This window comes from Terriglobales bacterium (assembly GCA_035457425.1).
In the GTDB taxonomy this organism is placed as follows: domain Bacteria; phylum Acidobacteriota; class Terriglobia; order Terriglobales; family Acidobacteriaceae; genus JACPNR01.
In genome coordinates this window covers 1-23,898 of the sequence record DATIBR010000129.1, presented here as the reverse complement: position 1 = coordinate 23,898, position 23,898 = coordinate 1, and the positions used below count along the sequence as shown (strand labels likewise).

Annotated in this window: 23 protein-coding genes; 11 read left to right on the top strand and 12 right to left on the bottom strand. The window is 66.2% G+C overall.

Annotated features, from left to right (window positions below):
* Positions 1-242: 242 nt before the first annotated feature.
* Positions 243-641 (top strand): helix-turn-helix transcriptional regulator, encoded by a 399-nt coding sequence (locus VLA96_09985; protein ID HSE49523.1) that lies wholly within the window; start codon positions 243-245, stop codon positions 639-641.
* A gap of 63 nt (positions 642-704) precedes the next feature.
* Here VLA96_09985 and VLA96_09980 read toward each other — a convergent pair whose 3' ends face one another.
* The 4 genes from VLA96_09980 to VLA96_09965 all read right to left on the bottom strand — a co-directional run bounded on the left by VLA96_09980 (position 705) and on the right by VLA96_09965 (position 4,186).
* Positions 705-1,544, bottom strand: a complete 840-nt coding sequence (locus tag VLA96_09980) for a metal ABC transporter permease (GenBank protein HSE49522.1) — start codon at positions 1,542-1,544, stop codon at positions 705-707.
* Positions 1,545-1,556: 12 nt separating this feature from the next.
* Complete coding sequence (locus tag VLA96_09975; GenBank protein ID HSE49521.1) at positions 1,557-2,486, bottom strand: metal ABC transporter substrate-binding protein; 930 nt, start codon at positions 2,484-2,486, stop codon at positions 1,557-1,559.
* Positions 2,487-2,558: 72 nt separating this feature from the next.
* Positions 2,559-3,800: a hypothetical protein gene (locus tag VLA96_09970; protein ID HSE49520.1), complete on the bottom strand. Its 1,242-nt coding sequence runs from the start codon at positions 3,798-3,800 to the stop codon at positions 2,559-2,561.
* Positions 3,801-3,877: 77 nt separating this feature from the next.
* Entirely contained in the window at positions 3,878-4,186 is a 309-nt protein-coding gene (locus VLA96_09965) for a hypothetical protein (GenBank protein HSE49519.1), read from the bottom strand.
* A 176-nt stretch (positions 4,187-4,362) separates the two neighbouring features.
* Here VLA96_09965 and VLA96_09960 point away from each other — a divergent pair, with 176 nt between their 5' ends.
* The 4 genes from VLA96_09960 (at position 4,363) to rseP (ending at position 9,107) form a co-directional block, all read left to right on the top strand.
* Entirely contained in the window at positions 4,363-5,157 is a 795-nt protein-coding gene (locus VLA96_09960) for an isoprenyl transferase (GenBank protein HSE49518.1), read from the top strand.
* 437 nt (positions 5,158-5,594) lie between these two features.
* On the top strand, positions 5,595-6,530 hold the full coding sequence (locus tag VLA96_09955) for a phosphatidate cytidylyltransferase (protein ID HSE49517.1): 936 nt from the start codon (positions 5,595-5,597) through the stop codon (positions 6,528-6,530).
* A gap of 24 nt (positions 6,531-6,554) precedes the next feature.
* Positions 6,555-7,751: a 1-deoxy-D-xylulose-5-phosphate reductoisomerase gene (locus VLA96_09950; GenBank protein HSE49516.1), complete on the top strand. Its 1,197-nt coding sequence runs from the start codon at positions 6,555-6,557 to the stop codon at positions 7,749-7,751.
* 9 nt (positions 7,752-7,760) lie between these two features.
* A complete protein-coding gene (gene rseP, locus VLA96_09945) occupies positions 7,761-9,107 on the top strand; it encodes an RIP metalloprotease RseP (protein HSE49515.1) in 1,347 nt (448 codons plus the stop codon).
* Between the two features lie 73 nt (positions 9,108-9,180).
* Here the strand turns inward: rseP and VLA96_09940 are convergent, their stop codons facing one another.
* A complete protein-coding gene (locus tag VLA96_09940) occupies positions 9,181-9,969 on the bottom strand; it encodes a tetratricopeptide repeat protein (protein HSE49514.1) in 789 nt (262 codons plus the stop codon).
* Between the two features lie 170 nt (positions 9,970-10,139).
* On the opposite strand from VLA96_09940, the gene ispG reads away from it, so the two are divergent.
* Positions 10,140-11,378: a flavodoxin-dependent (E)-4-hydroxy-3-methylbut-2-enyl-diphosphate synthase gene (gene ispG / locus VLA96_09935; protein HSE49513.1), complete on the top strand. Its 1,239-nt coding sequence runs from the start codon at positions 10,140-10,142 to the stop codon at positions 11,376-11,378.
* Positions 11,379-11,778: 400 nt separating this feature from the next.
* Here ispG and VLA96_09930 read toward each other — a convergent pair whose 3' ends face one another.
* From VLA96_09930 to VLA96_09900, 7 genes are all read right to left on the bottom strand, one after another.
* Positions 11,779-12,675: a DUF72 domain-containing protein gene (locus VLA96_09930; protein HSE49512.1), complete on the bottom strand. Its 897-nt coding sequence runs from the start codon at positions 12,673-12,675 to the stop codon at positions 11,779-11,781.
* A gap of 42 nt (positions 12,676-12,717) precedes the next feature.
* Positions 12,718-13,497 carry a CAP domain-containing protein gene (locus tag VLA96_09925; GenBank protein HSE49511.1) on the bottom strand — a complete coding sequence of 260 codons (780 nt, stop codon included), beginning with the start codon at positions 13,495-13,497 and terminating at the stop codon, positions 12,718-12,720.
* A 76-nt stretch (positions 13,498-13,573) separates the two neighbouring features.
* Entirely contained in the window at positions 13,574-14,437 is an 864-nt protein-coding gene (locus VLA96_09920; protein HSE49510.1) for an ABC transporter permease, read from the bottom strand.
* A complete protein-coding gene (locus VLA96_09915; protein HSE49509.1) occupies positions 14,434-15,150 on the bottom strand; it encodes a hypothetical protein in 717 nt (238 codons plus the stop codon). The genes VLA96_09920 and VLA96_09915 overlap by 4 nt, the downstream gene beginning before the upstream one ends.
* Before the next feature lie 15 nt (positions 15,151-15,165).
* A complete protein-coding gene (gene nikB, locus VLA96_09910) occupies positions 15,166-16,083 on the bottom strand; it encodes a nickel ABC transporter permease (protein HSE49508.1) in 918 nt (305 codons plus the stop codon).
* A gap of 55 nt (positions 16,084-16,138) precedes the next feature.
* Positions 16,139-17,500, bottom strand: coding sequence for a hemolysin family protein (locus VLA96_09905; protein ID HSE49507.1), 1,362 nt, complete (start codon positions 17,498-17,500; stop codon positions 16,139-16,141).
* An 87-nt stretch (positions 17,501-17,587) separates the two neighbouring features.
* Positions 17,588-17,956, bottom strand: a complete 369-nt coding sequence (locus tag VLA96_09900) for a response regulator (GenBank protein HSE49506.1) — start codon at positions 17,954-17,956, stop codon at positions 17,588-17,590.
* Positions 17,957-18,223: 267 nt separating this feature from the next.
* On the opposite strand from VLA96_09900, the gene VLA96_09895 reads away from it, so the two are divergent.
* From VLA96_09895 to VLA96_09875, 5 genes are all read left to right on the top strand, one after another.
* On the top strand, positions 18,224-19,408 hold the full coding sequence (locus VLA96_09895) for an efflux RND transporter periplasmic adaptor subunit (GenBank protein ID HSE49505.1): 1,185 nt from the start codon (positions 18,224-18,226) through the stop codon (positions 19,406-19,408).
* Positions 19,409-19,627: 219 nt separating this feature from the next.
* Positions 19,628-20,884 carry an ABC transporter permease gene (locus VLA96_09890; protein HSE49504.1) on the top strand — a complete coding sequence of 419 codons (1,257 nt, stop codon included), beginning with the start codon at positions 19,628-19,630 and terminating at the stop codon, positions 20,882-20,884.
* Positions 20,885-20,935: 51 nt separating this feature from the next.
* Positions 20,936-21,907 (top strand): DUF4097 family beta strand repeat-containing protein, encoded by a 972-nt coding sequence (locus VLA96_09885; GenBank protein HSE49503.1) that lies wholly within the window; start codon positions 20,936-20,938, stop codon positions 21,905-21,907.
* A 31-nt stretch (positions 21,908-21,938) separates the two neighbouring features.
* Entirely contained in the window at positions 21,939-23,198 is a 1,260-nt protein-coding gene (locus VLA96_09880) for an ABC transporter permease (protein HSE49502.1), read from the top strand.
* A gap of 103 nt (positions 23,199-23,301) precedes the next feature.
* Positions 23,302-23,898, top strand: a 597-nt coding sequence (locus tag VLA96_09875; protein HSE49501.1) for a hypothetical protein, incomplete at its 3' end; no start/stop codon positions are given.

The window sequence follows — 23,898 nt, the reverse complement described above, 5'->3', positions numbered from 1 at the left end:
AGTTCCGCGCGCGTACCGCAAATTACGCGCTAGCTGGAAAGCAGTTGGGCCCCTGTGTCGCACGACGCTCGCTCTGGCGTCTACGCACAACCTGAATGGCCACAACCCTGGCTCCCGTAGATTCGCGGGAAGTGCTACGTTGCGACCGTTGTCAACTGGTCCAATTCCGGACCAACAACAATCTTTGCCGGCGTTGCCACACTTCCCTGGACGCCGAGGAGCCCGAAGTCGCGGCGGCTCCGGTGGATCCAGCCCCGCTCCCGTCCAACGGGAACGGCAACGGCCACAACCAGATCCAGATCGCGTTCGCCATCCGCAGCCTGCGCCAGCGGTCCGGGCTGAGCCAGCGGCAATTAGCCCTGCGCATGCAGGTGCCGCGCACCTACGTATCCAAGATCGAGAACGAGAAGGCCACCCCGACGCTCAGTTCGCTCGAGCGGCTGGCCAAAGCCCTGGAGGTGACCGTGCCCGACTTACTGAGCGGCGGCACGCCCTCGCGCGAGCAACTGATGCGCGAGCTGCTCGCCGACGAATTCATCGCGCAACTCATGCCGTTCGTCTCCAAGCTCGACGGCATGCAGCGCCAGTCCCTGCTGGCTCAGGTGCGCGACCTGACCTTGCGGCCACGACGCAGCGCCTGATGTAGGCGCCGCGGCTTCACGGCACGGCCTTCGGGCCGTGCCTGTTCTTTTTGTTCGGAAGACCTACGCCGCCGGCGCCGCCGGTGTTCCCCGGTGGATCACCAGGTGCACCATGAACATCAGGAACAGCACGCCGCCGAACGTGCACACGATGGTCGCGCCCGTCGGCAGGTCGGCCCACACGCTCAGCCAGCAGCCCAGCGCCGACACCAGCGTCCCCATCGTCCAACCGATCGCCAGCCGCGGCCCGATGCGGTCGGCGAAGATCATCGCGCCCACCGACGGAACGACCAGGTAGCAGAACACCAGCAGCACGCCCGCGATCGCCACCGACGACGTCACCACGAACCCGAACGACGCGTAGAATAGGAAGTCCCACAGCTTGATGTTCAGCCCCTGGCGCTCGGCCTCTTCCGGGTTTGTCGAGATCAGCAGGAACTTCTTGCGGAAGAGGAAGTGGAACAGCCCGATCACGCCGTAGAGCAGCGCGGTCTTGATCACTTCTTCCTTCGAGACCGCGAGGATGTTGCCGACCAGCATGTCTTTCAGGTGCTCGGTCTCGCTGGTCGCCTTGCTCATCGCCAGGATGGCCGCTGCCGACGCAATGGCGTACGAGATGCCGATGAACGCCTCCAGCGGGATCCGCCGCCGCTTCGAGCGCACGAAGCTGAAGATGAGCGCGCCCAGGAAGGTGAACGCCAGGCTGATCCAGTAGGCGCCTTCGCCGTGCGGGTCGGTCCCGGCCAGCACCGCGATGGTCGCGCCCAGCGCCGCGATCTGCGCCAACGCCAGGTCCACGAAGATCACGCCCCGCTCCACCACGTGCACGCCCAGGTAAGCGTGGATGCCCGTCAGGATCAGGCTCGCCAGGAACGGCAACAGCAGGAACTCCAGGATCAGCATTCGTCCTCTTTCCTACTTGACCTGCTGGAACGCGGAGGTAAGGAGCTGAATATCGTAATCGAACAGCTTGAAATAGTCAGACGCCTGCTGCTCGCCGCCCACCGAAGGCAGCAGCACCACCACCTTGCCGCCGGTCTTCGAGGCGATCGAGTTCGGCGTCTTCAGGTCGAAGTACGGCTCCACCAGGATGATCTTCACGTTGTCGCGCTTCATCTGGCCGATGAGCTCCATGGTGTGCTGGGGCGAGGGCGGGATGCCGGGCCGCGGCTCCACGTAGCCCACCACGTCCAGCCCGAAGTGGCGCGCGAAGTTCGGCCACGACTTGTGGTACGACACGACCTTGCGTCCGCGGTAGGGCGCCATCTGCTGCTGCCAGCGCTTCTCCGCCTGCGCCAGCCGCTGCTCGAAGTCGGCGGCGCGCTGCTGGAAGTACGCCGCGTTCTCCGGGTCCATCTGCGCCAGCTTGGCGGCGATGCCCTTGGCGATGCGACGCCCGTTGTCGGGATCGAGCCAGTAGTGCGGATTCCCCAGCGGATGCACGTCGCCCTGCGCGCGCGAGACCGGTCCGGTCGGCTTCTCCAGGATCTCGGCGAACTGCGAGGCGTCGAGATAGCCGCTCGCGGCCGGCTGGATCTTGCCGTTACCGCACTGCGTGACCAGCGCCGGCAGCCAGCCCAACTCCAGGTCCAGCCCGACCGCGATCAGCAGGTCCGCGTTGCGCAGCTTCAGCAGGAAGCTCGGCTTGGCTTCCACGAAGTGCGGGTCCTGGTAGCCCCTGGCGATGGCTTCCACCTTGATCTTGTCGCCGCCGACTTCCTGCGCCAGCGCGGCCATGTCGGTGGTCGAGGTGACCACGTTAAGCTGCTTCGCCTCCGCGGGGCCGGCGAACAGCATCGCGCCCATCAGCGCGGCGATGATTGCGTATGTCCTGTATGACTTCATCTCTTCCCTTCTCTCTCCGTGGCCGGTGTGGCCGGCCACTCACAGCTCACGACTGGCGACTCGCACCTTCCTCTAGAACGGATGCGCGCCGTGCGCGCCGATGGCGAACAGCACCTGCATCAGCAGCTCGTTCGCGTTCCGGCCTTCGGCGTAGTTGGTATAGCGATACTGGCCGCGGATCTGCGCGAACTCGCTCGGCCAGTACGTGAGCACGAACGAGCCGCCTTTGTCGGTGAGCGCGGCGGCGCGCGCGCGATCGCTCCAGTCGAAGCGCCCGCCCATCCACCAGCGCCGCGCCAGCTGGTAATCGGCGGAGGTGAAGAAGCCGAAGGCGCGCTGCCGCGCCGGGAACTGCTGGCGGTCGCTCCAGACGAACTCGCTGCGCGCCAGGAACGAATGGTAGATGGCGCGCCGCAGCGGCTTCCAGCGGAGCGTCGCGTCCACGCCGTAGAGCTGCGTCAGGAAGTCGGAGCCCAGGTCGTTGTGCCCGCGGCCGTAGGAGAACCCGATGTCCAGGTTGGTGGACTCGGTGATGTCGCCGTAGCCGCGGAAGTGCGCCAGGGCGCTCACGTCGCGCTTGCCGGACTGCGACCACACGTCGCCGGCGTCGCCGCGGTACATCTGGCCGGTCGCTTCCAGGTAGATGCCTTTCGGTCCGGCGAAGCCGCGCGAGATGGAGAACCCGGCGTCGCTCAGGCCTTCTTCTCCGCCGAGCAGGTTCTCGGTGATGAGGGGGCGGTCGACCCACGGCAGCACGTGCGTGTGCATCGTGTTCACCTTGCCGAAGTACTCGCGCATCTTCCCGACCTTCGCCACGAAGTTCCTGGGCAGCGCGGTGAAGGTGAGGTAGCCCTCTTCGAGGTCCACGCCTTCTTCACCGAACGAGAGGTAGACGTCGGCGCGCGCGTAGGGGTCGACGACAGCCTGGAAGCTGACCTCCGTCTCGGGGACGGCGAGGGACGGCGACTCGACGATGGGATTGTGTCCCGCGGTCGCGACGAAGTTCCCGATCACGGCGATGTCGGGGTTCAGCGCCTTGGCCATCGAGGGGGCGCCGCCGAGCTGCGGCTGCTGCGCGGCGGCGTCGGAGGGCTGCGTCGCCGCGACGGTCTCCAGCGGCTGCGCGGGAGCAGGAGCGGCGGGCTGCGCCGCAGGCTGACTCGTCGTCGCCTGCTGCTGCAGCATCCGAACCTGACCTTCGAGCGCGATGATGCGGTCTTCGAGCTCCCTGATGCGGTCTTCGGCGGTCGGAGCCGGCGGCGGAGCCGCGGCCGTTTGCGCCGCGGCAAACGCCGTGCACAGCAGCAAGATCATGAATAGTACGAGAGCCAGCCGTCGCGTGGACGTAGGCATATGACAACTCCTCGATCTGGATTTGGGACGCGAGTAGCTTAGGCCGGGAGAGGAGCGGGCGGAGGACGGATGGAATGCGCGTCGAGCGACTGCGCGGCGGCCGGCGCGACGTCGGGCGCGGGCGGCAGCGGGCGGCTCATCTGCTGGGGCGCGAGCGGCGCAACCTTCGCCAGCAGGGTGGGCGAATGTCCAGCCACGCAGACTACGCAGCGCTGCGCGTCGCGACTGCCGTTGGAGTGGAAGTGCCGCGCCTCGGCGACCGAAGCGATGAGCAGCACCGCGATGCAACACCACGCGGCGAGCAGGGCGAGCATCCGGAAACGGCGGTTTTGGGCGAGCAGCAGCACAGCTTCCGATTAGATGCGGTTGGGCCGGAATCACCGCCCGACGGGACCAGCTTTTTCAACCGGAAATGGGGCGGAAAGGCGATTCTAGCACCGGCTGCGGACCGCCCGGGTGTATCCGATGGTTCATTGCCGGGTGCCGCAAAAGGTGCTAGTTTCGAGGTTTCGGAGTGACCGCCTTGCGCACCACCCTTCCAGAAGGCCTGGACCGCAAAGAAGCCGAGGTCTACGCGCGGCTCGACCCCAAGCGGCTCCCGCGGCACATCGCCATCATCATGGACGGCAACGGCCGCTGGGCCAAGGGCCGGCACATGCCGCGCATCACGGGGCACCGCGCAGGCGTGAAGGCCGTGCGCTCGACGGTCGAGACGGCCGCGCGCGTCGGCATCGGCGAGCTGACGCTCTACGCGTTCTCCGCCGAGAACTGGAAGCGCCGCCCCAAGGGCGAGGTCGACTTCCTGATGCGGCTGCTGCGCAAGTACCTGAAAGACGAGGTCCCCACGCTCAACCGGAACAACATCCGGCTGAAGTACATCGGGCGGCGCCACGAGTTGCCGCTCGAGGTGCAGGAGCGCATGGCCTGGGCCGCGGAGGAGACGAGCGAGAACGACGGCATGACGCTCACGCTCGCGCTCAACTACAGCGCGCGCACCGAGATGGTCGACGCCTTCCAGTCGATCGTGGAGTCGGCGATGTCGAACGGCGGCGTCGAGCACCTCCAGATCACCGAGGAGATGGTCGACCAGCACCTCTACACGAAAAATCTCTCCGACCCTGACCTGGTGATCCGGACGTCGGGGGAGATGCGGCTCTCGAACTTCCTGCTCTGGCAGGTGGCGTACGCCGAGATCTACGTGACGCCGACGCTGTGGCCGGACTTCCGGGGCCGCCACCTGCTGGAAGCCATTTTCGAGTACCAGAAGCGCGAGCGGCGCTACGGCGGGCTGATCGAGCCGCCGAGCGGATTGCACTAGAGCAGCGATTAGCGATTAGCGATAAGCGATTAGCGAAAACCACCTACCCCAAAGGCCTTGGGAGCCGCAATCATCACGGTATCGGGGCACCCCACCCCCTTATTTCGGCAGCATTCACGATATCTAGTTTAGAAGCAAGTAGATAGCGGCAAGGATACCGTGATTTCTACCGTGGTTTTACCGTGGTTTACCGTGGTTCTACCGTGATTTTAGCGCCGTTACCGTGAGCGGGAGCGGACAGACCCTGGATTGAAAAAGAGCACACGAATGACGGCTCGCGTTAGGCGAACGTTTAGCGAAAGTGTACGCCGAGCGGCGTGGCGTTGTCAAGGGCGCATGGCCGAGCAAGCCCTCTGCCGTGGCGGATGCAATCACAAAATTACAAATTGCAAATCACAAATGCGTTCGCTAGTCTCGCGGCGCGTTAACTCTGCACGATGAAGCGCCTGCTCACCGCCGTCGTCCTGATCCCGATCGTCCTCGCGCTGACCTTCAAGGCGCCGCTGTGGCTATTCTCGGCGGTGGTGTGCGTGGTAGCGATGCTTGCGATGCGCGAGTACATGGACCTGGTCAAGGCGTACGGTCACGAGCCGTTGCGCCTCAGCACCTACTTACTGGTGCCGCTCTACTTCGCCCTACTGGCAGTTCTCGGCCACGACATCATCGATCCGGAAGCGGGTGCATTCTTCATCCTGTTGGCCGGAGCGTTCGTGCTGCCGGTGGCATTCGTGTACGCGCTGCTCGGACTGCACAAGGACCTGCGAAGCGCGCTTCCGAGCGTGGCGCTCAGTTGGACAGGTTTCGTGCTGGTGGCCTTCGCACTCGCGACGCTGGTGCTCATTCGCGTCCTTCCGCTGGGCCCGTTCTATTTGCTCTATCTGTTCGTCGTGGTGTGGTCGGGGGACATCGTCGCCTTCTGGGTGGGCAGCTCGATCGGAAAGCACAAGCTCGCGCCCGAAGTCAGCCCAAAGAAGACGTGGGAAGGCGCGATCGCCTCGGTCGTCACCGCGGCTGTGCTGGGCGCAGTGCTCCTGCATTCCGCGGCGCAGATCGTCGGGTGGCTCCAGGGTCATGGGGCCGGCATGAGTCTCGACTGGGCCGGGCGCGCAGAACTCTTCCAGTCGCTCGGAACCGCGCCCAGGCAGCCGGACGCGTTCCTGGTTCCCTTCTGGAAGGCCCTGCTCTGGTCCGCACTCATCAACGTGGCCGCGCAGCTCGGCGACCTGGTGGAGAGCATGATGAAGCGCGGCGCCGGGGTGAAGGACTCGGGCGCGATCCTGCCGGGACACGGCGGGATGCTCGACCGCGTGGACGCGTTGCTGTTCGCGGCTCCCTTCGGGTTCGTAATCATCTTGTTTGCGATACACTCTTAGTTCCCGCCACCACTCTCACAACGAATGAAGAAAATCGCCATCCTCGGTTCGACCGGCTCCATTGGTCGCAGTACGCTCGCCATCGTGGAGTCGTACCCGGAGCGCTTCGGCGTGGTGTCGCTGGCGGCGGGCGAGAACGTGGACGCCGCTTTCGAGCAGGTGAAGCGTTGGAAGCCGAAGATCGTCTCGATGGCCACAGCCGAAGCCGCCGACAGCCTGGCGAGCAAGCTGAGCGCCGCGGGGATCAGCCCGCTGCGCGACATCGAGGTCGTCTTCGGCAGCAAGGGAACCGTGCAGGTGGCCACCATCCCGCAGGCGGACTTCGTGGTGAGCGCCATCGTGGGCGTCGCGGGACTGGAAGCGACGTATGAAGCGGTGAAGGCGGGCAAGACGGTCGGCCTGGCGAACAAGGAGTGCCTGGTGGCGGCGGGCGAGCTGATCACCGAGGAAGCGCGGCGCCAGAACAAGCCGCTGCTGCCGATCGACAGCGAGCACAACGCCGTGCACCAGTGCATGCGCGGCGGCAGGATCGAGGAAGTGCGCAAAGTGTGGCTCACGGCCTCGGGTGGCCCGTTCCTCAACACCCCGAAAGCGGAATTCGAGAGCATCACGGTCGAGCAGGCGCTCAACCATCCGACGTGGAAGATGGGAAAGCGCATCACCATCGACTCGGCGACGCTGATGAACAAAGGGTTCGAGGTGATCGAGGCGTGCCGGCTGTTCCAGCTGCCGGCGGAGCAGGTCGCGGTCATCGTGCACCCGCAGTCCACCATCCACTCGATGGTCGAGTTCAGCGACGGCAGCATCCTGGCGCAGCTTTCGGTGACCGACATGCGTCTGCCCATCCTGTACGCGCTGACGTATCCGGACCGCATCCCCAGCGACCTGACCTTCCCGGTCCACGAGCTGAAGCGCTTAGATTTTCAGCAGCCGGATGTAGAGAAATTCCCCTGTCTGCGGCTGGCGTACGAGGCGGCGGCAGCCGGCGGGGCCAAGTCGGTGGCGCTCAACGCCGCCGACGAGATCGCGGTGGCCGCCTTCCTCGCCGGTGAGATAAGATTCATAGATATCCCCCTTGTCATCGAGGCCGTTCTTGGTGAAACAAATCCACGCCGGCCTGAATCTATAAAAGAAGTCCTGAGTATGGACGCACAGGCGCGCCAGGCCGCACGCGGCCAGGTCGCCGCCCGCAGCAAGACGGGCCGTCCCGCTTTGGCATAGGATTCCTTAGTGCTTGTTTCTGGGTTGATCGCCGTTGCCGCGTTTGTCGGGGTCCTCGGGCTCCTCGTCCTCATCCACGAGTTCGGCCACTATGCCGTCGCCAAGCTGTGCGGCGTGCGGGTCGAAGTCTTCTCCATCGGATTCGGCAAGCGCCTGCTGGGTTTTCGCAAGGGCGAGACCGACTATCGCATCTCTGCCCTGCCGCTCGGCGGCTACGTCAAGATGAGCGGCGAGAACCCGCTGGAGCCCTCTACCGGCGACCCGGGGGAGTTCATGTCGCACCCGCGGTGGCAGCGCTTCCTGATCGCGCTGGCCGGGCCGGTGATGAACATCGTGTTCGCGGTGGCGCTGCTTACCGGCGTCTTCATGCGGCACTACGAGCACCCCGCATTCCTGGACGAGCCCGTGACCATCGGATGGGTGGCGGAGGGCTCGCCCGCGGCCAACGCGGGATTGCAGGCGGGCGACCGCGTCCTGCGCATCGACAGCTTCCAGAACCCGACGTGGGAGGATCTCGGGTACCGCATGCTGCTCTACGTAGACCAGCCGGTCGAGCTGGGGGTGCAGCGCGGCGAGCAGATCTTCGCGACGAAGATCCGCGTGCCGGCGGCCGACGAAGCCAAGCATCCGGGCGATCCCGGCTGGGCGCCGAAGGATGCCGTGACGGTGCAGAAGGTGGAAGCAGAATTGCCGGCGGGCAAGGCGGGAATGCAGCCGGGCGACCAGATCGTGGCCGCCGACGGCAAGCCCATCATCGCGCTGCCGGCGCTGCAGGCATATCTGCAGAAGGTCCAGGAAAAGCCGGTGGAGCTCACGGTGCTGCGCAACGGCCAGGCGTTGAAGCTCACCGTGACGCCGGTGCTGAACAAGCCGGAGGGCGCGGAAAAGCCGTACTACCGGCTGGGGTTCTCGGCGCCGAGCACCATGAAGGTGACGCGGCTCTCGTTCGCAGCCGCGCTCGGCAAGTCCATCGAGGTGAACCAGCGCTTCTCCGGGCTGATCGTGGAGCTGCTGCAGCGGGTGGCGCAGCGCAAGATGTCGATCAAGCAGTTCGACGGGCCGATCGGCATCGGGCGCGCCGCCGGAGAAGCGGCGCAGCAAGGGCTGCTCTCGCTCATCCTGCTCACCGCCGCCATCAGCCTGAACCTGGGCATCTTCAACCTGCTGCCCATCCCGATCATGGACGGCGGGGTGATCCTGCTGCTGGCGATCGAGGGCATCATGCGGCGCGACATCAACGCGCGGCTGAAGGAGCGGATCTACCAGGCGGCGTTCGTGTTCCTCATCCTGTTCGCGGTGGTGGTGATCTACAACGACATCTCGAAGCTGCCCGGCCTCGGCAAGTTCTTGCCGTAACACGCAATAAGCGATAAGCAGTAAGCGATAAGCCGCCCGCGGGCGGCTTTTGCTTTGGCCTATCGCTTATCGCTTATTGCTTGCTGCTCGATGTGGTGTGCTCGGCGATCCACTGCTCCGCCAGCTTCTTGGCCTGCGCGATGTCTTCCGGCTTCATCTCGGCTTCGAGGGTCTTGACCGACGCGGCGCTGTTCGGGTCGCCGGCTTCGGCGGCGAGGGCGAACCACTTGTAGGCCTCGATCAGGCTGGGCTCGACGCCGCGGCCGTCGGCGTAGAGCACGCCGAGATTGTTCTGCGCGGCGACCACGCCGTGCTCGGCCGCGCGGGTAAGCCACAGCGCCGCCTGCTTGTCGTCGTCGGCCTCGTCCTTGCCGTCGGAGTAGAGGCCCTCGGAGTAGAGCAGGCCGAGGTTGTACTCCGCGGTCGCGTCGCCCGCTTCGGCGGCCTGGCGGAACCAGCGCGCGGCCTGCGCGCCGTCCTGCTTCACGCCCTGCCCGTTGGCGTACATCACGCCGAGGTTCTTCGCGGCCTGCTGGTCGCCCTGCTGCGCGGCCTTCTCGTACCACTGCGCCGCTTCGGCGGGGTCCGGTTTCACGCCGCGTCCTTTGGCGAGGATGAGCGCGAGGTTGAACTGCGCGCCGGCGTGGCCGCGCGCGGCGGCGAAGCGATACCACTTGACCGCCTCGACGGCGCTGGGCTTCACGCCGTTGCCGCGCTCATACATCGCGCCGAGCGCGAAGGCGGCGTTGGCGTCGCCGGCGTTGGCCTTGGCGGTGAGCGCCTCGGGCGTGGCGGCGGGCGCGGTCTGCGGCGGCGGCTGCTGCGCGCCGATCGGGATGGCGCACAGAAGGACGCCTACCACGGAGGCACAGAGACACAGAGGAAACCGGAGATGGGCCTTCTCTGTGCCTCTGAGACTCTGGGGTGGATGTTGGGTTTCGCCGGCACCGCTAGGCATGTTTCCCAGTGTAATACGCGGTGCCCGCCGGCCCCGGGAACATGCGCCGCAGCATGATAAAATCAGTGTTTCCCATGGCAGAGATCAGGCGCAGGCAGAGTGTGGCCGTCAAGGTCGGCAGTGTGCGCGTCGGGGGCGACGCTCCCGTCGTCGTGCAGTCGATGACCAACACCGACACCGCCGACGTGAAGACCACGGTCGAGCAGGTGGCGGCGCTGGCGCGCGCGGGCTCCGAACTGGTGCGCGTGACGGTCAACAACGAGGCCGCCGCGGAGGCGCTGCCCAAGATCTACGACCTGCTGATGATGCAGGGCGTGAACGTGCCCATCATCGGCGACTTCCACTACAACGGGCACCTGCTGCTGAAGAAGTATCCGAAGTGCGCGAAGGCGCTGGCGAAGTACCGCATCAACCCGGGCAACGTCTCGATCGGCAAGAAGGACGACGACAACTTCCGGACGATGATCGAGGTGGCGATCGAGAACCGGAAGCCGGTGCGCATCGGGGTGAACTGGGGGTCGCTCGACCAGGCGCTGCTGACGCGGATGATGGACGAGAACTCGCGACTCGCCGAGCCGAAAGACGCGCGCGACGTCACCATGGAAGCGATGATCGTGAGCGCGCTGGATTCGGCGGAGCGCGCCGAGAAGCACGGCCTGGGGCACGACCAGATCATCCTGAGCGCGAAGGTCTCGGGCGTGCAGGACCTGATCGACGTCTACCGGCTGCTGGCGGCGCGCTGCGACTACCCGCTGCACCTCGGGCTGACGGAGGCGGGCATGGGGGCGAAAGGCATCGTCGCGTCGACCGCGGCGCTGGGCGTGCTGTTGCAGGAAGGCATCGGGGACACCATCCGCGTCTCGCTGACGCCGGCGCCCAACGGCGACCGCAGCGAAGAGGTGCTGGTCGCGCAGCAGATCCTGCAATCGCTCGGGATCCGCAGCTTCACGCCGCAGGTGACCGCGTGCCCGGGCTGCGGCCGCACGACTTCCACGTATTTCCAGGAGCTGGCGGAGAACATCCAGCGCTACCTGAGCGAGCACATGCCGGTATGGAAGACGCAGTACGCCGGCGTGGAAGAGATGAAGGTCGCGGTGATGGGTTGCGTGGTCAACGGCCCCGGTGAATCGAAGCACGCCAACATCGGCATCTCGCTGCCGGGGACGTTCGAGGAACCGAAGGCACCGGTGTTCGTCGACGGCAAGCTGACGGTGACGCTCAAGGGCGACCACATCGCGGAGGAGTTCATGCAGATCCTGCAGGACTACGTGGACTCGCACTACGCGAAGAACGAAGTGGCCGCGAAAGCCTGAAACCCTCCACCACAGAGGACACGAAGGTACACGAAGGCTTTTGTTTCCTGTTTTCCTTCGTGTACCTTCGTGACCTTCGTGGTTAAAGACTTGCCCCCAAAGAGCGGAAAGGCGCGGAGTGCCCGCGCCTTTCGCTTCCAGTCCGAGTTGTGTTCTTGCCGTTCAGGTCGTTATTTGCCGTATTAGGCCGCTGCGAGCAAGCCGACTGCCAGCGCCAGCCACGCGCCGAACCCGACCATCGTCAGGGTCAGTCGAACCGCGGTGCGATCGACAACGTCATTCCATTTCGCGTCCATCTCGGGTCCCCTCTCTGTTCTCCTGCTGTAACGTCAGACGTTACTGAAGACGGATGGTTAGTGCGAAAAGTTCAACAATGTTTGAAAAAAGATGGCGCGGCGGGTCACGAGGGGAGTACCTCGGCGTATTGCCTCAGCTCGGGATATTCCTGCACGAGGGTCTCCGGGGCGCGGGCCGGCTGTCCGAGCATGCGCTTGAGTTGGATGGCGTTGACCGCGGCCTGTCCGCGGAAATGGTTATTGGTGACGGCGTAGGTCTTCTCGGCCTTCTCGGCGATGCGCGTGATGCGCTCCTTCCAGCCCTCCAGCTCGTCCCTGGTGTAGAGGTAGTTGTAGCGGTCGTCGCGGTTGCCGCTCTCGAACCACTCGCGGTAGTTGCGGCCGTGGAGCCGGACGTAGCCGACCGGAGCGGTGACGTGCTCGGTCGGGCGCAGCGAGAGCCCGAGCTTGGGCTGGTCGATGTTGCAGAAGGCCACGCCCTTCTCGGCGAAGTAGCGCAGGATGCCTTCGTTGTTCCAGCTCGAGTGCCGCACCTCGATGACCAGCGGGTACTCGTGGAACTTGCCGATCACGGTCTCCAGCCAGTCGCGGTTCTCGTTGGTGTTCTTGAAGGAGACGGGAAACTGCGCCAGCAGCGCGCCGAGCTTCCCTTCCCCCGCCAGGACGTCGAGCCCTTCCTTGGCGAGTCGCTCGTCTTCTTCGGTGGCGCGGATGGTCTCGGCGGAGGTCGGCTGCACGACCGCGATGGGCGAGTGTGTGAACGACTTGTGGAGTTTTGCGGTGAAGCGGAAGGCGCGGTTCGCCGACGCCGCCTTGCGGCACCACAGTTTCACGACTTCCGGCCGCATGTGCCCGTAGAACGAAGTGTTGATCTCGATGCAGTCGACGAACTGCGCGAGATACTCGACCGGATGCTGCTCGCGCTTCAAGCCGGGCGGATAGACGACGCCTTCCCAGTCCTTGTACGACCACCCGGCGGTCCCGACGAGAACCTCGCCCATAGGGCGATTGTATTGATAGCGGCGGGCACGGTGGGCGGCGGACTACGGATAGAAGACCATCACCACCCAGTTGGTGCCGCTGGGATAGCTGGGCGTGCGCGCGAAGCAGGCGCCGACCGAGACGCGGCTGTAGTTCTCCGCGACGCGGCTCTGGAGCGACTGCGGGAGCTCTTCCGGCTGGAAGGTGGTGAAGGCCACGACGCTGCGGGCCTTGAGGTCGCCGATGTTGCGGGCCGAGACATGGTCTTTCTTCGCCATGTCGCAGGCGGCGTCGCGCAGGTCGTGCTTGCTCGCGACCGGACGCATCCCGGCGGCCTTGCGCGCGCGGTTGTAGGCGTCGACGATGCGGCTGGCGGTCTCGCTATCGGGAAGGTCGGGGATGCGGCGCACGAAGTTCTCCACCACGTAGACGCGCACGCCCTTCCAGATGACGGCGACGCCGGCGGCGTCGAAGCGCGGGTTGAGGATGTTGGCGCGGTGGCCGGGGGACTCCATCAGGCGGTCGTGCGCGTCTTCGATGGCGCTGTCGTAGGCGATGTTCTCGCCGTCGTCGTTGAACTTGAGGCCGGTGGCCGAGAGGCGGTCGCGCAGGCTGGGCTCGCCCGAGAACTGGTGCGAGAGGTCGGCGTGCTTCACCATCTGCTCAGCGTGGCGCATGGCGGCCTCGGCCGCCTTGTCGTCCCAAGCGAGCGCGGGGGCCCCGCGGCGCTCGCGCTCGGCGTTGACGAGGTCCAGCATCTGGCGCGCGGCCTGGGGATCGGGGCGCTGCGCCCACGCCGCGGGCGCGCACAGGCAGGCGAGAACGATAAGTTTCCGGAGCATCGGTACAGGATTAGATGCAGCCTCCGTCATCCCTGTAGACAACCGAGGGCGGTTCCGGGTTCCAGAATGAAGCGCGTCACAACCCCGCTTCGATCCGGCTGCGCGGGTCGAGGTAGTCGCGGAGGGCGTCGCCGATGAAGTTGAAGCTGAGCACGGCCAGCATCACGGCGAGCGCCGGAAAGACGACCAGGTGCGGGGCGTCGAACAGGTGCGAGCGGCCGTCGTTGAGCATGGAGCCCCAGCTCGCGGTGGGCGGCGGGACTCCAAGGCCGAGGAAGCTCATGGTGGCCTCGGCCAGCACGGCGCCCGCCATCCCGATGGCGGCCTGCACGATGACCGGCTGGATGATGTTGGGCCAGATGTGGCGCGTCACGATGCGGAGGTCGCCGGCGCCGAGGGCGCGGGCCGCTTCCACGTACTCCTTTTCGCGGGCGGCGAGCACCTGGGCGCGCACCAGGCGCGCGTAGCCTACCCAGCCGCCGATGGAGAGCGCCAGGATGAGTTTGAAGATGCCGGGTCCGAGAAAGGCGACGAAGGCGATCGCGAGCAGGATGCCGGGGAACGAGAGGAAGGCGTTCATGACGATGACGTTGACGAAGCGGTCGGTCTTGCCGCCGTAGTAGCCGGCGATGGAGCCGATGACGAGGCCGAGGCCGAGGGAGAACGCGACCACGCTGGCGCCGACCAGCATGGAGATGCGCGCGCCGAAGATGACGCGCGAGAGGATGTCGCGGCCGAGCTCGTCGGTGCCGAACCAGTGCGCGGCCGAGGGCGGCTGCAAGCGCGACGGCAGGTCGATGTACGCGGGGTCCTGCGGCGCGAGCCACGGGCCGAACAGCGCCAGCAGCGTGAAGACACAGATCATCACGAAGCCGGCGACGGCGAGGGGATTACGCCGCTGCAGCGGCGGCGCGCTCAGCGCTACGCCGGCGGCGCTCATTGGCCCGCTCCGCGCGCGTTGGCCGGTCCAGGTTCCGCCGGCCACGGACCACCGGCCACTGGCCACTTCCGGTAGGCTCGATATGTCATCAGGACAAACGCGCCGACGAGCAGCACGACGTACGCCAGCACCGCGACCGCGGTGGGCGGCAGCAGATCGAGCGTCTTCGGATCGGTGATGGAGTTCTGGTAGGCGATGTAGAAGTAGAAGAAGGTGAGCCCGGCGAAGAAGAACGCGAAGATGGTGAAGAGCGCCGCCGCGCGCTCGCGCCAGTGCGCGGAGCGCTCTCCCATGTGGCGCAGAAAGCCCGGCAGCCCGGCGCCGGACTCCCGCGGAAACAGCCGCGCGCGATGCCCGAGATAGAACGCCGTCATCTGCCCCGCCAGGACCGACACCAGCAGCTTGCCGGTGAGCCCGTACCACTTCGCCCAACCCAGTCCATAGCGCGTCACGATGTTCCGCCACAGCGGATTGAGCTCGAGCGCGAGGTCAGGGCTGCGCCGGAGCGTGATCCAGTAGTCGGCCAGATGCGCGACTATCGCGAGCGCAGTCACGACGAACGCCCACGTCCAGATGCGCCGGCCGCGGACGCCGCGCGTGGCACGCAGCATCGCCAGCGCGCCGAAGAACACCGTGGCCCACGCCAGCCACGAGAGCCACACACCCCAGCCCTCGATCCACGCCAGCAGGCGGATGAGGAGGCCGTCACTCATGGGCGAGGCGGCCTTTCATTGGCGGATCCTGGGGTTCACCGCCGAGTACATGAGGTCGGTGAGGAAGTTGACGGCAACGTAAGTGAGGCCGATGGCGAGGATGCAGCCCTGGACCAGGTAGTAGTCGCGGTTCGAGATAGCGGAGATGGTGAGGCGCCCGATGCCGGGCCAGGCAAAGATGGTCTCGGTGACGATGGCGCCGGCGAGGAGCGCGCCGAACTGCAATCCGACGACCGTGAGCACCGGGATGAGCGCGTTACGGAGCGCATGCTTGTACACCACCGTGCGCTCGGGCAGCCCCTTGGCGCGGGCGGTGCGGATGTAGTCCTGCCCCAGCTCTTCGAGCATCGAGGTGCGCACCATGCGGGTGAGGATGGCGGCGAGCGCGCCGCCCATGGTGACGGCCGGCAGCACGAGATGCCGCCAGTCCCCCGCGCCCGAGACCGGCAGCCAGCCCAGGTAGACGGCGAAGAACAGGATGAGGATGGGGCCGAGGGCAAAGTTCGGGAAGGAGAGCCCGAGAAGCGAGACGAAGCTGAGCGCACGGTCGTCCCAGCGGTTCCGGCGGCGCGCCGAGCGCACGCCCGCGGGGATGGCGAGCAGCAGCGCGACGACGAGCGCGCCGAGCGTGAGCTTCAGCGTGGCGGGATAGCGGTCGCGGATGAGCTCGCCGACGTTCTTGTTGTAGCGGATGGACTGGCCGAGGTCGCCGCGCAGCACGCCCTTCCAGTAATGGAGGTACTGCCGGCCGAGGGGCTGGTCGAGGCCGTAGGCGTGGCGCGTGGCTTCGATGTCGGCGGCGGCGGCGTTCTCGCCCAGCATCTGCTGGATGGGGTCGCCGGGCACGATGTGGATGAGCAGGAAGACGACCGAGACGACGAGCCAGACGACCGGGATCATGTAGGCGAGTCGGATGGCGACGTAGCGCAGCATGCACCTGAACTTCTATCACGCAAATCGCTAATTGCTAATCGCTAATCGCTGATTGCTAGTCGTCGCCCGCGGTGGCCAGGGGCTGCGGCTCGAGCTCGACCTTGACCTTGGAGACGCGGCGGTCGTCCATCTGGAGCACGGTGTAGCGGCGGCCGTCGAAGACGAAGCTGTCGCCGATCTTGGGGATGCGCTGGAGCTGCGCGAGGACGAAGCCGGCGAGGGTCTCGAAGCCTTCGTCGCGCGGCAGGCGCAGGTGGTGCTGGGTCTCGAGGTCGCGCACGTTCTCCGCGCCGTCGAGCACCACGGCGGAGGCGCCGACCGGCAGCACCGGCTGCTCCGCGACGTCGAACTCGTCCTCGATCTCGCCCACGATCTGCTCGAGCGCGTCTTCGACCGTCACCACGCCGGCGGTCGAGCCGAACTCGTCGACCACGACCGCGAGGTGGCGGCGCTTCTGCTTGAACTCGAGCAGGAGGTCGCTCACGGGCTTGGTCTCGGGCACGAAGAGGACGTCGCGCATGATGTGGCGCACGCGCAGGCTCGAAGCGACGGCGGCCTGCAACTGCCCCTTGGTGAGCTTGATGTGCATGAGCCGGGAGACGTCCTTGGAATAGAGGACGCCGACGATGTGCTCGGGCCCGCGCTGGGGGTCGTAGACCGGCACGCGCGAGTGCTGCTCTTCGACGACGCGCGCCATGGCTTCTTCGAGCGGCATGTCCGCCGGCAGGGAGAAGATGTCGGGCCGCGGCACCATGATCTGCCGCACGGTGATGTTCTCCAGGTCGAGCGCGCGGTGGATCATGTCTTCCTGCAACTCGGGGAGCATGCCGACGCGCCGGCTGGCGGTGACGATGAGCTTCAGCTCGTCGGGCGAGTGCACGCCGCCCTCGCGCAGCTCGCGGGACCCGAAGACGCGCAGCACCACCCGGGCCGACCGGCTCATCACCCACAGGAAGGGCTTCGCCAGCTTCATGAAGACATCCATGGGCCCGGCAACGGCCAGCGCCACGCGCTCGGCGCGCTGCAGTGCCACCGACTTGGGGACCACTTCACCGAGGATGACGTGGAGGTAGGTGATGACCGCAAATGCGATGGTGATGGCGGTCCCGTGCGCGTATGCCGCGGGGTAGGGGACACGTTCGAACAGGGGCATGAGGAGCCCGGCCAGCGCGGGCTCGCCGATCCAGCCGAGCGCCAAGCTGGCCAGCGTGATGCCGAACTGCACCCCGTTCAGCACCTCGTCGAGCCGCTCGTGCAGGCTCTTGACGGTGCGCGCTCCCAGGCGCCGCTGGCGGATGAGCTGCTCGATCCGGGTGTCGCGCACGCTCACCAGGGCGAACTCCGCCGCCACGAAGAAGGCGTTGACCGCCACCAGCAAGACGACCGCAAAGACCTTGAGCAGCGCCAGGGTCAGCATGGAATCACCGATTTTACCATCGGAAGCGCCATACCTCCCGGAGCCTCTTAGGTAACATTCCTTGAATCAACCACTTAGAGATGATGTCTAGGCGGATGCTCCCAGCAACTCGTCGACCTGGCGGAGGAAGTGCTCGGGCCCGTCCTGGCGGGCGATGAGCTGATCGGGGCAGGTCTGGGGCGGCAAGTAGAGGGTGTGGTCGGCCAGGAAGGCGACCTTGAGTCCAGGGCTGGTGGCCTTGAGCCGCTCGCAGAGCTCGAGCCCGGCGTCGGGGTGCTCCCGCACGTCGATGATGACCATGTCGTAGCGCTCCTGGGCGGCCCGGAGGGCGGCGTCGGCGAGGCTGGAGACCCGGTCCACCTGATACCCACGGAGGCGGAGCATGAGGCTGCGGAGGCCCTGGAGGGTCTCGTCGCTGTCCACCAAAAGGATCGAAATGACCTTGCGGGCCGACATGGGAGCGCCTCCTGCTTCGATGCAGGCTAGCACCGCGCGGGGTGCGACGCATGGCCCGGAAACCCTAGCCTAAGGCGATTTTTCGCGGGTTCCCGAGCGGCCCATCACGGGCGGGCTGAAAAGATATTGGAACAGGCTCACTTTTGGCGAGGTCTCAGGTCTAAGGGTCAAGCGGTTCCGGACCCCCTGGAAGCAAGTTTCTTGGAACCGCGCGCACGACCGCTCCGTAACAGGTCACAGACGGTACAAGAATCGGCGGCAGCTTTTTTGGAGGCAGCAGTGGCGAACGGCAACGGCAAGAAGAAGTGGTGGAAGCGCAAAGTTTTTTTGATCACGGGCTCGATCGTCGTGATCCTGGCCGTCGGGGGAGTCCTGGTGGGCTTCACCAAGGGCGGCGGGAAGCTCGATCCTTCCAAGCTGGCGAAGGTCGAGAAGGGTGACCTCGCGAAGAGCGTGGTCGCCACCGGCAAGATCGAGCCGATCACCAAAGTGGAGATCAAGTCGAAGGCCAGCGGCATCGTGAAGAAGCTGTACGTGGACTACGGCGAGAAGGTGAAGGCGGGCACGCTGCTGGCGGAGCTGGACCGCGACCAGATCCTGGCGCAGGTGCGGGAGTCGCAGGCGGCGCTCGACGCCGCGATCGCCGACTACGAGCGCTCGAAGGTCGATGCCCAGGGCGTGGACATCCCGACGCTGAAGCGAGCGTACGAGCGCGCGGTCGAGATGGCGAAGGAAGGCGTGGTCTCCTCGTCCTTCCTGGACGACGCGCAGCGCAACTACGAGCTGGCGGTGAACAAGCAGGCGGTGGCCAAGGCGCAGCTCGCGGTCAACAAGGCGCGGGTGGAGCAGGCGCGCGCGCGGCTGGAGACGGAGAAGGAGAACCTGAGCTACACGACCATCGTCGCTCCCATCGACGGCATCATCCTGTCGCGCGATGTGGAGGTCGGTGACGCGGTGAGCTCCATCCTGGTGCTCGGCTCGTCGGCAACGCTGGTGATGACGGAAGGCGACACCAGCCAGGTGTACGTGAAGGGCAAGGTGGACGAGAGCGACATCGGCAAGGTCTTCATGGGGCAGCCGGCGCGCATCAAGGTGGAGTCCTTCAAGGACAAGACGTTCAGCGGGAAGGTCACGAAGATCTCGCCCATGGGGGCGGAGAAAGACAACGTGACCACGTTCGAAGTGCGGGTCTCGATCGACAACGCTTCGGGCGAGCTGAAAGCGGCGATGACGGCCAACGCGGAGATCATCCTGGAAGAGCACAAGGCGGTGCTGATGATCCCCGAAGGCGCCATCATCTACGACAAGGACAAGAAGGCTTCGGTCGAGATCGCCGACGCGAAGGCGGACGGCGGGAAGAAGAAGGTCCCGGTGGAGATCGGCATCTCGAACGGCGCCAAGACCGAGGTGCTCAAGGGGCTGAAGGAAGGCGACCAGGTCATCCTGCAATAACGCACGTGTCCCGTGCGGCGCGCAAGCGTGGCACGGACAGCAGCTCGCCAGGCTGCTTCCTCCACGGCCGACCGGCATCCTCCCCCGAGAGCCGGTCGGCCGTTTGACGTTCGGTAAGTACGCGGCGCATCCGGTACGGAGCCGGGCTTCGCCGGCGGCGGACGCGCTAACTGTTCGCTCGAGGGCAAGTCCAAAGGTTTGTGAGGTTGTCACGCCGGCATGAGCTTGCTTGAAGTGCTTCGCCAGGTGCTTTCGACGCTGCGCGCGCACAAGATGCGCAGCTTCCTCACCATGTTCGGGATCATCTGGGGCATCGCCTCGGTCATCCTGCTGGTGGGCCTGGGCAAGGGCTTCTCCAAAGACCAGAAAGACCGCATGAAGAACCTGGGCGTGGACCTGGTGATCTTCTGGGGCGGGCGCACCAGTTCGCAGGTGGGCGGGCTCGCGGCGGGGCGCGAGATCCGGCTGTCGATCGACGACGTGCGCGCGGTGAAGGCCGAGTGCTACCTCATCAAGAACGTGAGCCCGGAGCTGCGGCGGCCGGTGCAGCAGGTGAGCCGCTGGAACGCCGCCAACCGCGCGGTCCGGGGCGTCTGGCCGGAGTACCAGAACTTCCGGTCGCTGCGGGTGCAGGAAGGCCGCCTGATGACGGAAGAGGACGAGCGCGAAGGCCGGCGCGTGGTGCTGCTCGGGTTCGACTCGCGCCAGCAGCTCTTCCCCGGCAAGAACGCCATCGGCGAGATGCTGCAGATGAACGGCAAGCCTTACACCGTGATCGGCGTGCTGGAGAAGAAGCAGCAGAACGGCTCGTATGGTTCCGGGCCCGACAACACGCAGCTCTTCGTGCCTTACGCCGCGATGGCGCGCGACTTCCCGCCGCCGGAGCGCCCGTGGAACTTCAAAGGCTGGATCAACAACTTCGTGGTCGAGGTGGCCGACCCGGAGACGCACGCGGAGGCGGTGGCGCAGGTCTATCGCGTGCTCGGCCGGCGGCACCACTTCGATCCCCAGGACGAAGACGCGCTGTTCGTGTGGGACACGATGCGCGGGGCCAAGCTGGTGTCGCGCATCTTCGACATGATGACGGTGTTCTTCGGGGCGATGGCGGTCATGACGCTGTGCCTGGGGGGCATCGGCGTGATGAACATCATGCTCATCTCGGTGACGGAGCGGACCCGCGAGATCGGAGTGCGAAAGGCGATCGGCGCCACGCGCCGCGACATCCTGCGGCAGTTCTTCGCGGAGGCGGTGATCATCACGCTGCTCTCCGGGGCGGTGGGCTTGCTGGTCGGCATCGGCATCTGCGCCGGGATCGGCGTGGCGCCCAAGCCGGACTTCATCCCGACGCCGGTGATCTCGCCCATCTCCATCTTCGGGTCACTGGCGACGCTCGGCCTCATCACCGTGCTGGCCGGGATGTATCCGGCGCGGCGGGCCGCGGAGATGGAGCCGGTGGATTCATTGCGCTACGAATAAAAGCACTATCGGAAAGCGGCCCCGCACGTCTGAAGCAGCAGGAGAAGGAACATGAAAAGGAAGATCGCGGTCCTCGCCACCCTCGCACTGCTGGCCCTGCCACTCTCCGCGCGCGCGGACCAGGCCGAGGGCAGCTTCCAGCGCACGCTCAAGGTCGCGAGCGGCGACGTCGAAGTCAGCGTGAAGACGGGCAGCGGCAACATCGACGTGCGCACCGGCTCGGGCGACACGGTCGAGATCCGCGCGCGCATCCGCGCCCGCTCCGGTTGGGGCCTGAGCGCCGAGGAGAAGGTGAAGCGCCTCGAAGCCAACCCGCCCATCGAGCAGACCGGGAACTCCATCCGCATCGGGCGCATCGAGGACCGCGAGCTGCGCAACAACGTCTCCATCGATTACGACCTGGTCGTGCCGGCGCGGACGCGAGTGGGCAGCGCGACGGGCTCCGGCGACCTGAAGGTCCGCGGCCTGCAAGGCGCGCTGAAGGCTTCCACCGGCAGCGGAAACCTGTCGCTGTCGAACATCACCGCCGACGTGCGCGCGGAATCCGGCTCCGGCGACATGGAGCTGCAGGACGTGAAGGGCTCGATGTACGTCTCGACCGGGTCGGGGAATATCCGGACGGCGCGCGTCGCGGGGCGGTTCATCGGTTCGACCGGCTCCGGCGACATCCACCTCGACCAGACGTCGAGCGGTGAGGTGAAGGTCGAGACCGGCTCGGGCAACGTGATCGCGAACGGCGTGGACGGCGCGCTCAGCGTCGCGACCGGCTCGGGCGACGTGGAGATCAACGGCCGGCAGGCCGGCGAATGGCGAATGTCCACCGGCAGCGGCAACGTCCGGGTGCGCTTCGCGGGCGAGCCCAGCTTCGAGCTCGACGCCGAGACTTCCAGCGGCTCCATCGACGTCGATCACCCCATCACCATCCAGGGACGCTTCCAGAAGCACGCGCTTCATGGCAAAGTACGCAACGGCGGCAATCTGGTCTACGTCCGCACGGGATCGGGAGACATCGAGTTTCGGTGATCCGGCGAGGGGAGCTCGCTGAGAGACTGCTATGTTCTTCCTCAAGGAGATCGTCGCGCAGGGCTGGCACTCGCTGAATCGCAATCGCCTGCGCTCCGTGCTGACGATGCTGGGGATCGTGTGGGGGCTGGCGTCGGTCGTGCTGCTGCTCGGCTACGGCGAGGGCCTGGGCAAGGAGATCGTCATCGCCGACCAGGGCATCGGCAACGCCGTCGTCCACCTTTGGGGAGGCCAGACCTCGATGCAGGCGGGCGGGCAGCGCGCCGGCCGCCGCGTCCGATTCAAGTATGAGGACGTCGAGGCTATCCGCGAGGAAGTACCGCTCATCAAGGCGGTGAGCGCCGAGACCGACGACGCGGTCGGGTTCAAGGTCGGCACCCGGGTCGTCAGCAACATGGTGAAGGCCGTGGACCTGCCCTACGGGCCGATGCGGCGGCTCGACATCGAGGAGGGCCGCTACTTCAACGAGAGCGACTACCTCGAGCATCGCAACGTGATGGTCGTCGGGCCGGACGCGGCGAAGAAGATCTGGGGGAACCGTCCCGCGCTGGGCGCGACCGCCACCGTCAACGGCCAGACCTTCGAGGTCATCGGGGTGCTGCGGCGCAAGATCCAGGACTCTTCCAACAACTGCCAGGACAACAACTGCGTCTTCATGCCGTACCAGACCGCGAAAGAGCTGCTCGACTTCCGCGATCCCGACATGATCCTGTTCCAGCCGGTCCACCCGCGCGAGAACAAGGAAGCCATCCTGGCGGCGCGCACCGTGCTGGGCCGCCTCCACCAGTTCGACCCCAAGGACGAGAAGGCCGTGCCCGCGTGGGACACGATCGAAGACTCCGCCGAACTGCGCAACTTCACCATCGGGCTGAACGTGCTGCTCGGAATGATCGGGGCGCTCACGCTGGGCGTGGGCGGCGTGGGCGTGATGAACATCATGCTGGTCTCGGTGACCGAGCGGACGCGCGAGATCGGGCTGCGCAAGGCATTGGGCGCGCGCCCGCGCCACATCCTGGTGCAGTTCCTCATCGAGGCGCTGGTGCTCACCTTCATCGGCGGCGTGATCGGCGTGATCGTGTCGTACGCGCTCGCCTACGCCATCCCGCCCATGCCGCTCTACAGCGACCTCTACAAGACCGCCAACAACGAAGGCGACATCTTCCTCCGGCCCTCCATGATGGTCATGACCGTCTCGTTCATCGTGCTGACCATCGTGGGCCTGACCTCCGGCTTCTGGCCCGCCCTCAAAGCCGCCCGCATGAACCCCATCGAAGCCCTGCGCTACGAGTAGCGGCGGTTTCCCGTTTCCTGGTTTCTGGTTCCTGGCGCCCGGCCCTCTTCTGCCGGCAAACCCTCATCTATCCCTGGAGAAGCCCACTTCCCGGGGGAACACCATGAACCTACGCAAAGCTTTGCTGCTGCCGCTGGCGCTGTTGCTGGCGCAGGTGGGCGCGGCGCAGACGAACACTGCCGCCACGACGCCGACCAATCGCACGATCGCATCCGGCACCGAGATCAAGGTGCGCACCGACCAGAAGATCCCGGCCAAGCCGGCGCGCAACACCAACTTCTCCGCCACGGTCAGCGAAGACGTGATGGACAACACGGGCGCGGTCATCATCCCGCGCGGGACGCCCGCCACGCTGGTGGCGGTCGCGAGCGACGACAACAAGGACACCGTGCTCGACCTGCGCTCGGTGCGCCTGAACAACCGCAGCTACCTGCTCACCACCAACGCGCCATCGGAATCGACGGCGCCGGGCGGGTTGGGCGCCAACAAGCGAACCGCCAAGTACGTAGGCGGCGGGGCCGCGATCGGCGCCATCCTGGGCGCCATCTTCGGGGGCGGCAAGGGCGCGGCCATCGGCGCGCTCGCCGGCGCGGGCGCCGGCGCCGGCACGCAGGTCTACACCGGACGCAAGAAAGACCTGCCGGCCGAGACCGAGCTGAAATACAAACTCGCACAGGACCTGACGCTGCAGGCCAGGGCC

Excerpts from the sequence above, each read along its gene's own strand:
- VLA96_09980 (HSE49522.1), bottom strand. The coding sequence starts at position 1,544 with ATGCTGATCCTGGAGTTCCTGCTGTTGCCGTTCCTGGCGAGCCTGATC.
- VLA96_09975 (HSE49521.1), bottom strand. The coding sequence starts at position 2,486 with ATGAAGTCATACAGGACATACGCAATCATCGCCGCGCTGATGGGCGCG.
- VLA96_09970 (HSE49520.1), bottom strand. The coding sequence starts at position 3,800 with ATGATCTTGCTGCTGTGCACGGCGTTTGCCGCGGCGCAAACGGCCGCG.
- VLA96_09955 (HSE49517.1), top strand. The coding sequence starts at position 5,595 with ATGAAGCGCCTGCTCACCGCCGTCGTCCTGATCCCGATCGTCCTCGCG.
- VLA96_09950 (HSE49516.1), top strand. The coding sequence starts at position 6,555 with ATGAAGAAAATCGCCATCCTCGGTTCGACCGGCTCCATTGGTCGCAGT.
- ispG (HSE49513.1), top strand. The coding sequence starts at position 10,140 with ATGGCAGAGATCAGGCGCAGGCAGAGTGTGGCCGTCAAGGTCGGCAGT.
- VLA96_09930 (HSE49512.1), bottom strand. The coding sequence starts at position 12,675 with ATGGGCGAGGTTCTCGTCGGGACCGCCGGGTGGTCGTACAAGGACTGG.
- VLA96_09925 (HSE49511.1), bottom strand. The coding sequence starts at position 13,497 with ATGCTCCGGAAACTTATCGTTCTCGCCTGCCTGTGCGCGCCCGCGGCG.
- VLA96_09920 (HSE49510.1), bottom strand. The coding sequence starts at position 14,437 with ATGAGCGCCGCCGGCGTAGCGCTGAGCGCGCCGCCGCTGCAGCGGCGT.
- VLA96_09915 (HSE49509.1), bottom strand. The coding sequence starts at position 15,150 with ATGAGTGACGGCCTCCTCATCCGCCTGCTGGCGTGGATCGAGGGCTGG.
- nikB (HSE49508.1), bottom strand. The coding sequence starts at position 16,083 with ATGCTGCGCTACGTCGCCATCCGACTCGCCTACATGATCCCGGTCGTC.
- VLA96_09905 (HSE49507.1), bottom strand. The coding sequence starts at position 17,500 with ATGCTGACCCTGGCGCTGCTCAAGGTCTTTGCGGTCGTCTTGCTGGTG.
- VLA96_09900 (HSE49506.1), bottom strand. The coding sequence starts at position 17,956 with ATGTCGGCCCGCAAGGTCATTTCGATCCTTTTGGTGGACAGCGACGAG.
- VLA96_09890 (HSE49504.1), top strand. The coding sequence starts at position 19,628 with ATGAGCTTGCTTGAAGTGCTTCGCCAGGTGCTTTCGACGCTGCGCGCG.
- VLA96_09885 (HSE49503.1), top strand. The coding sequence starts at position 20,936 with ATGAAAAGGAAGATCGCGGTCCTCGCCACCCTCGCACTGCTGGCCCTG.
- VLA96_09880 (HSE49502.1), top strand. The coding sequence starts at position 21,939 with ATGTTCTTCCTCAAGGAGATCGTCGCGCAGGGCTGGCACTCGCTGAAT.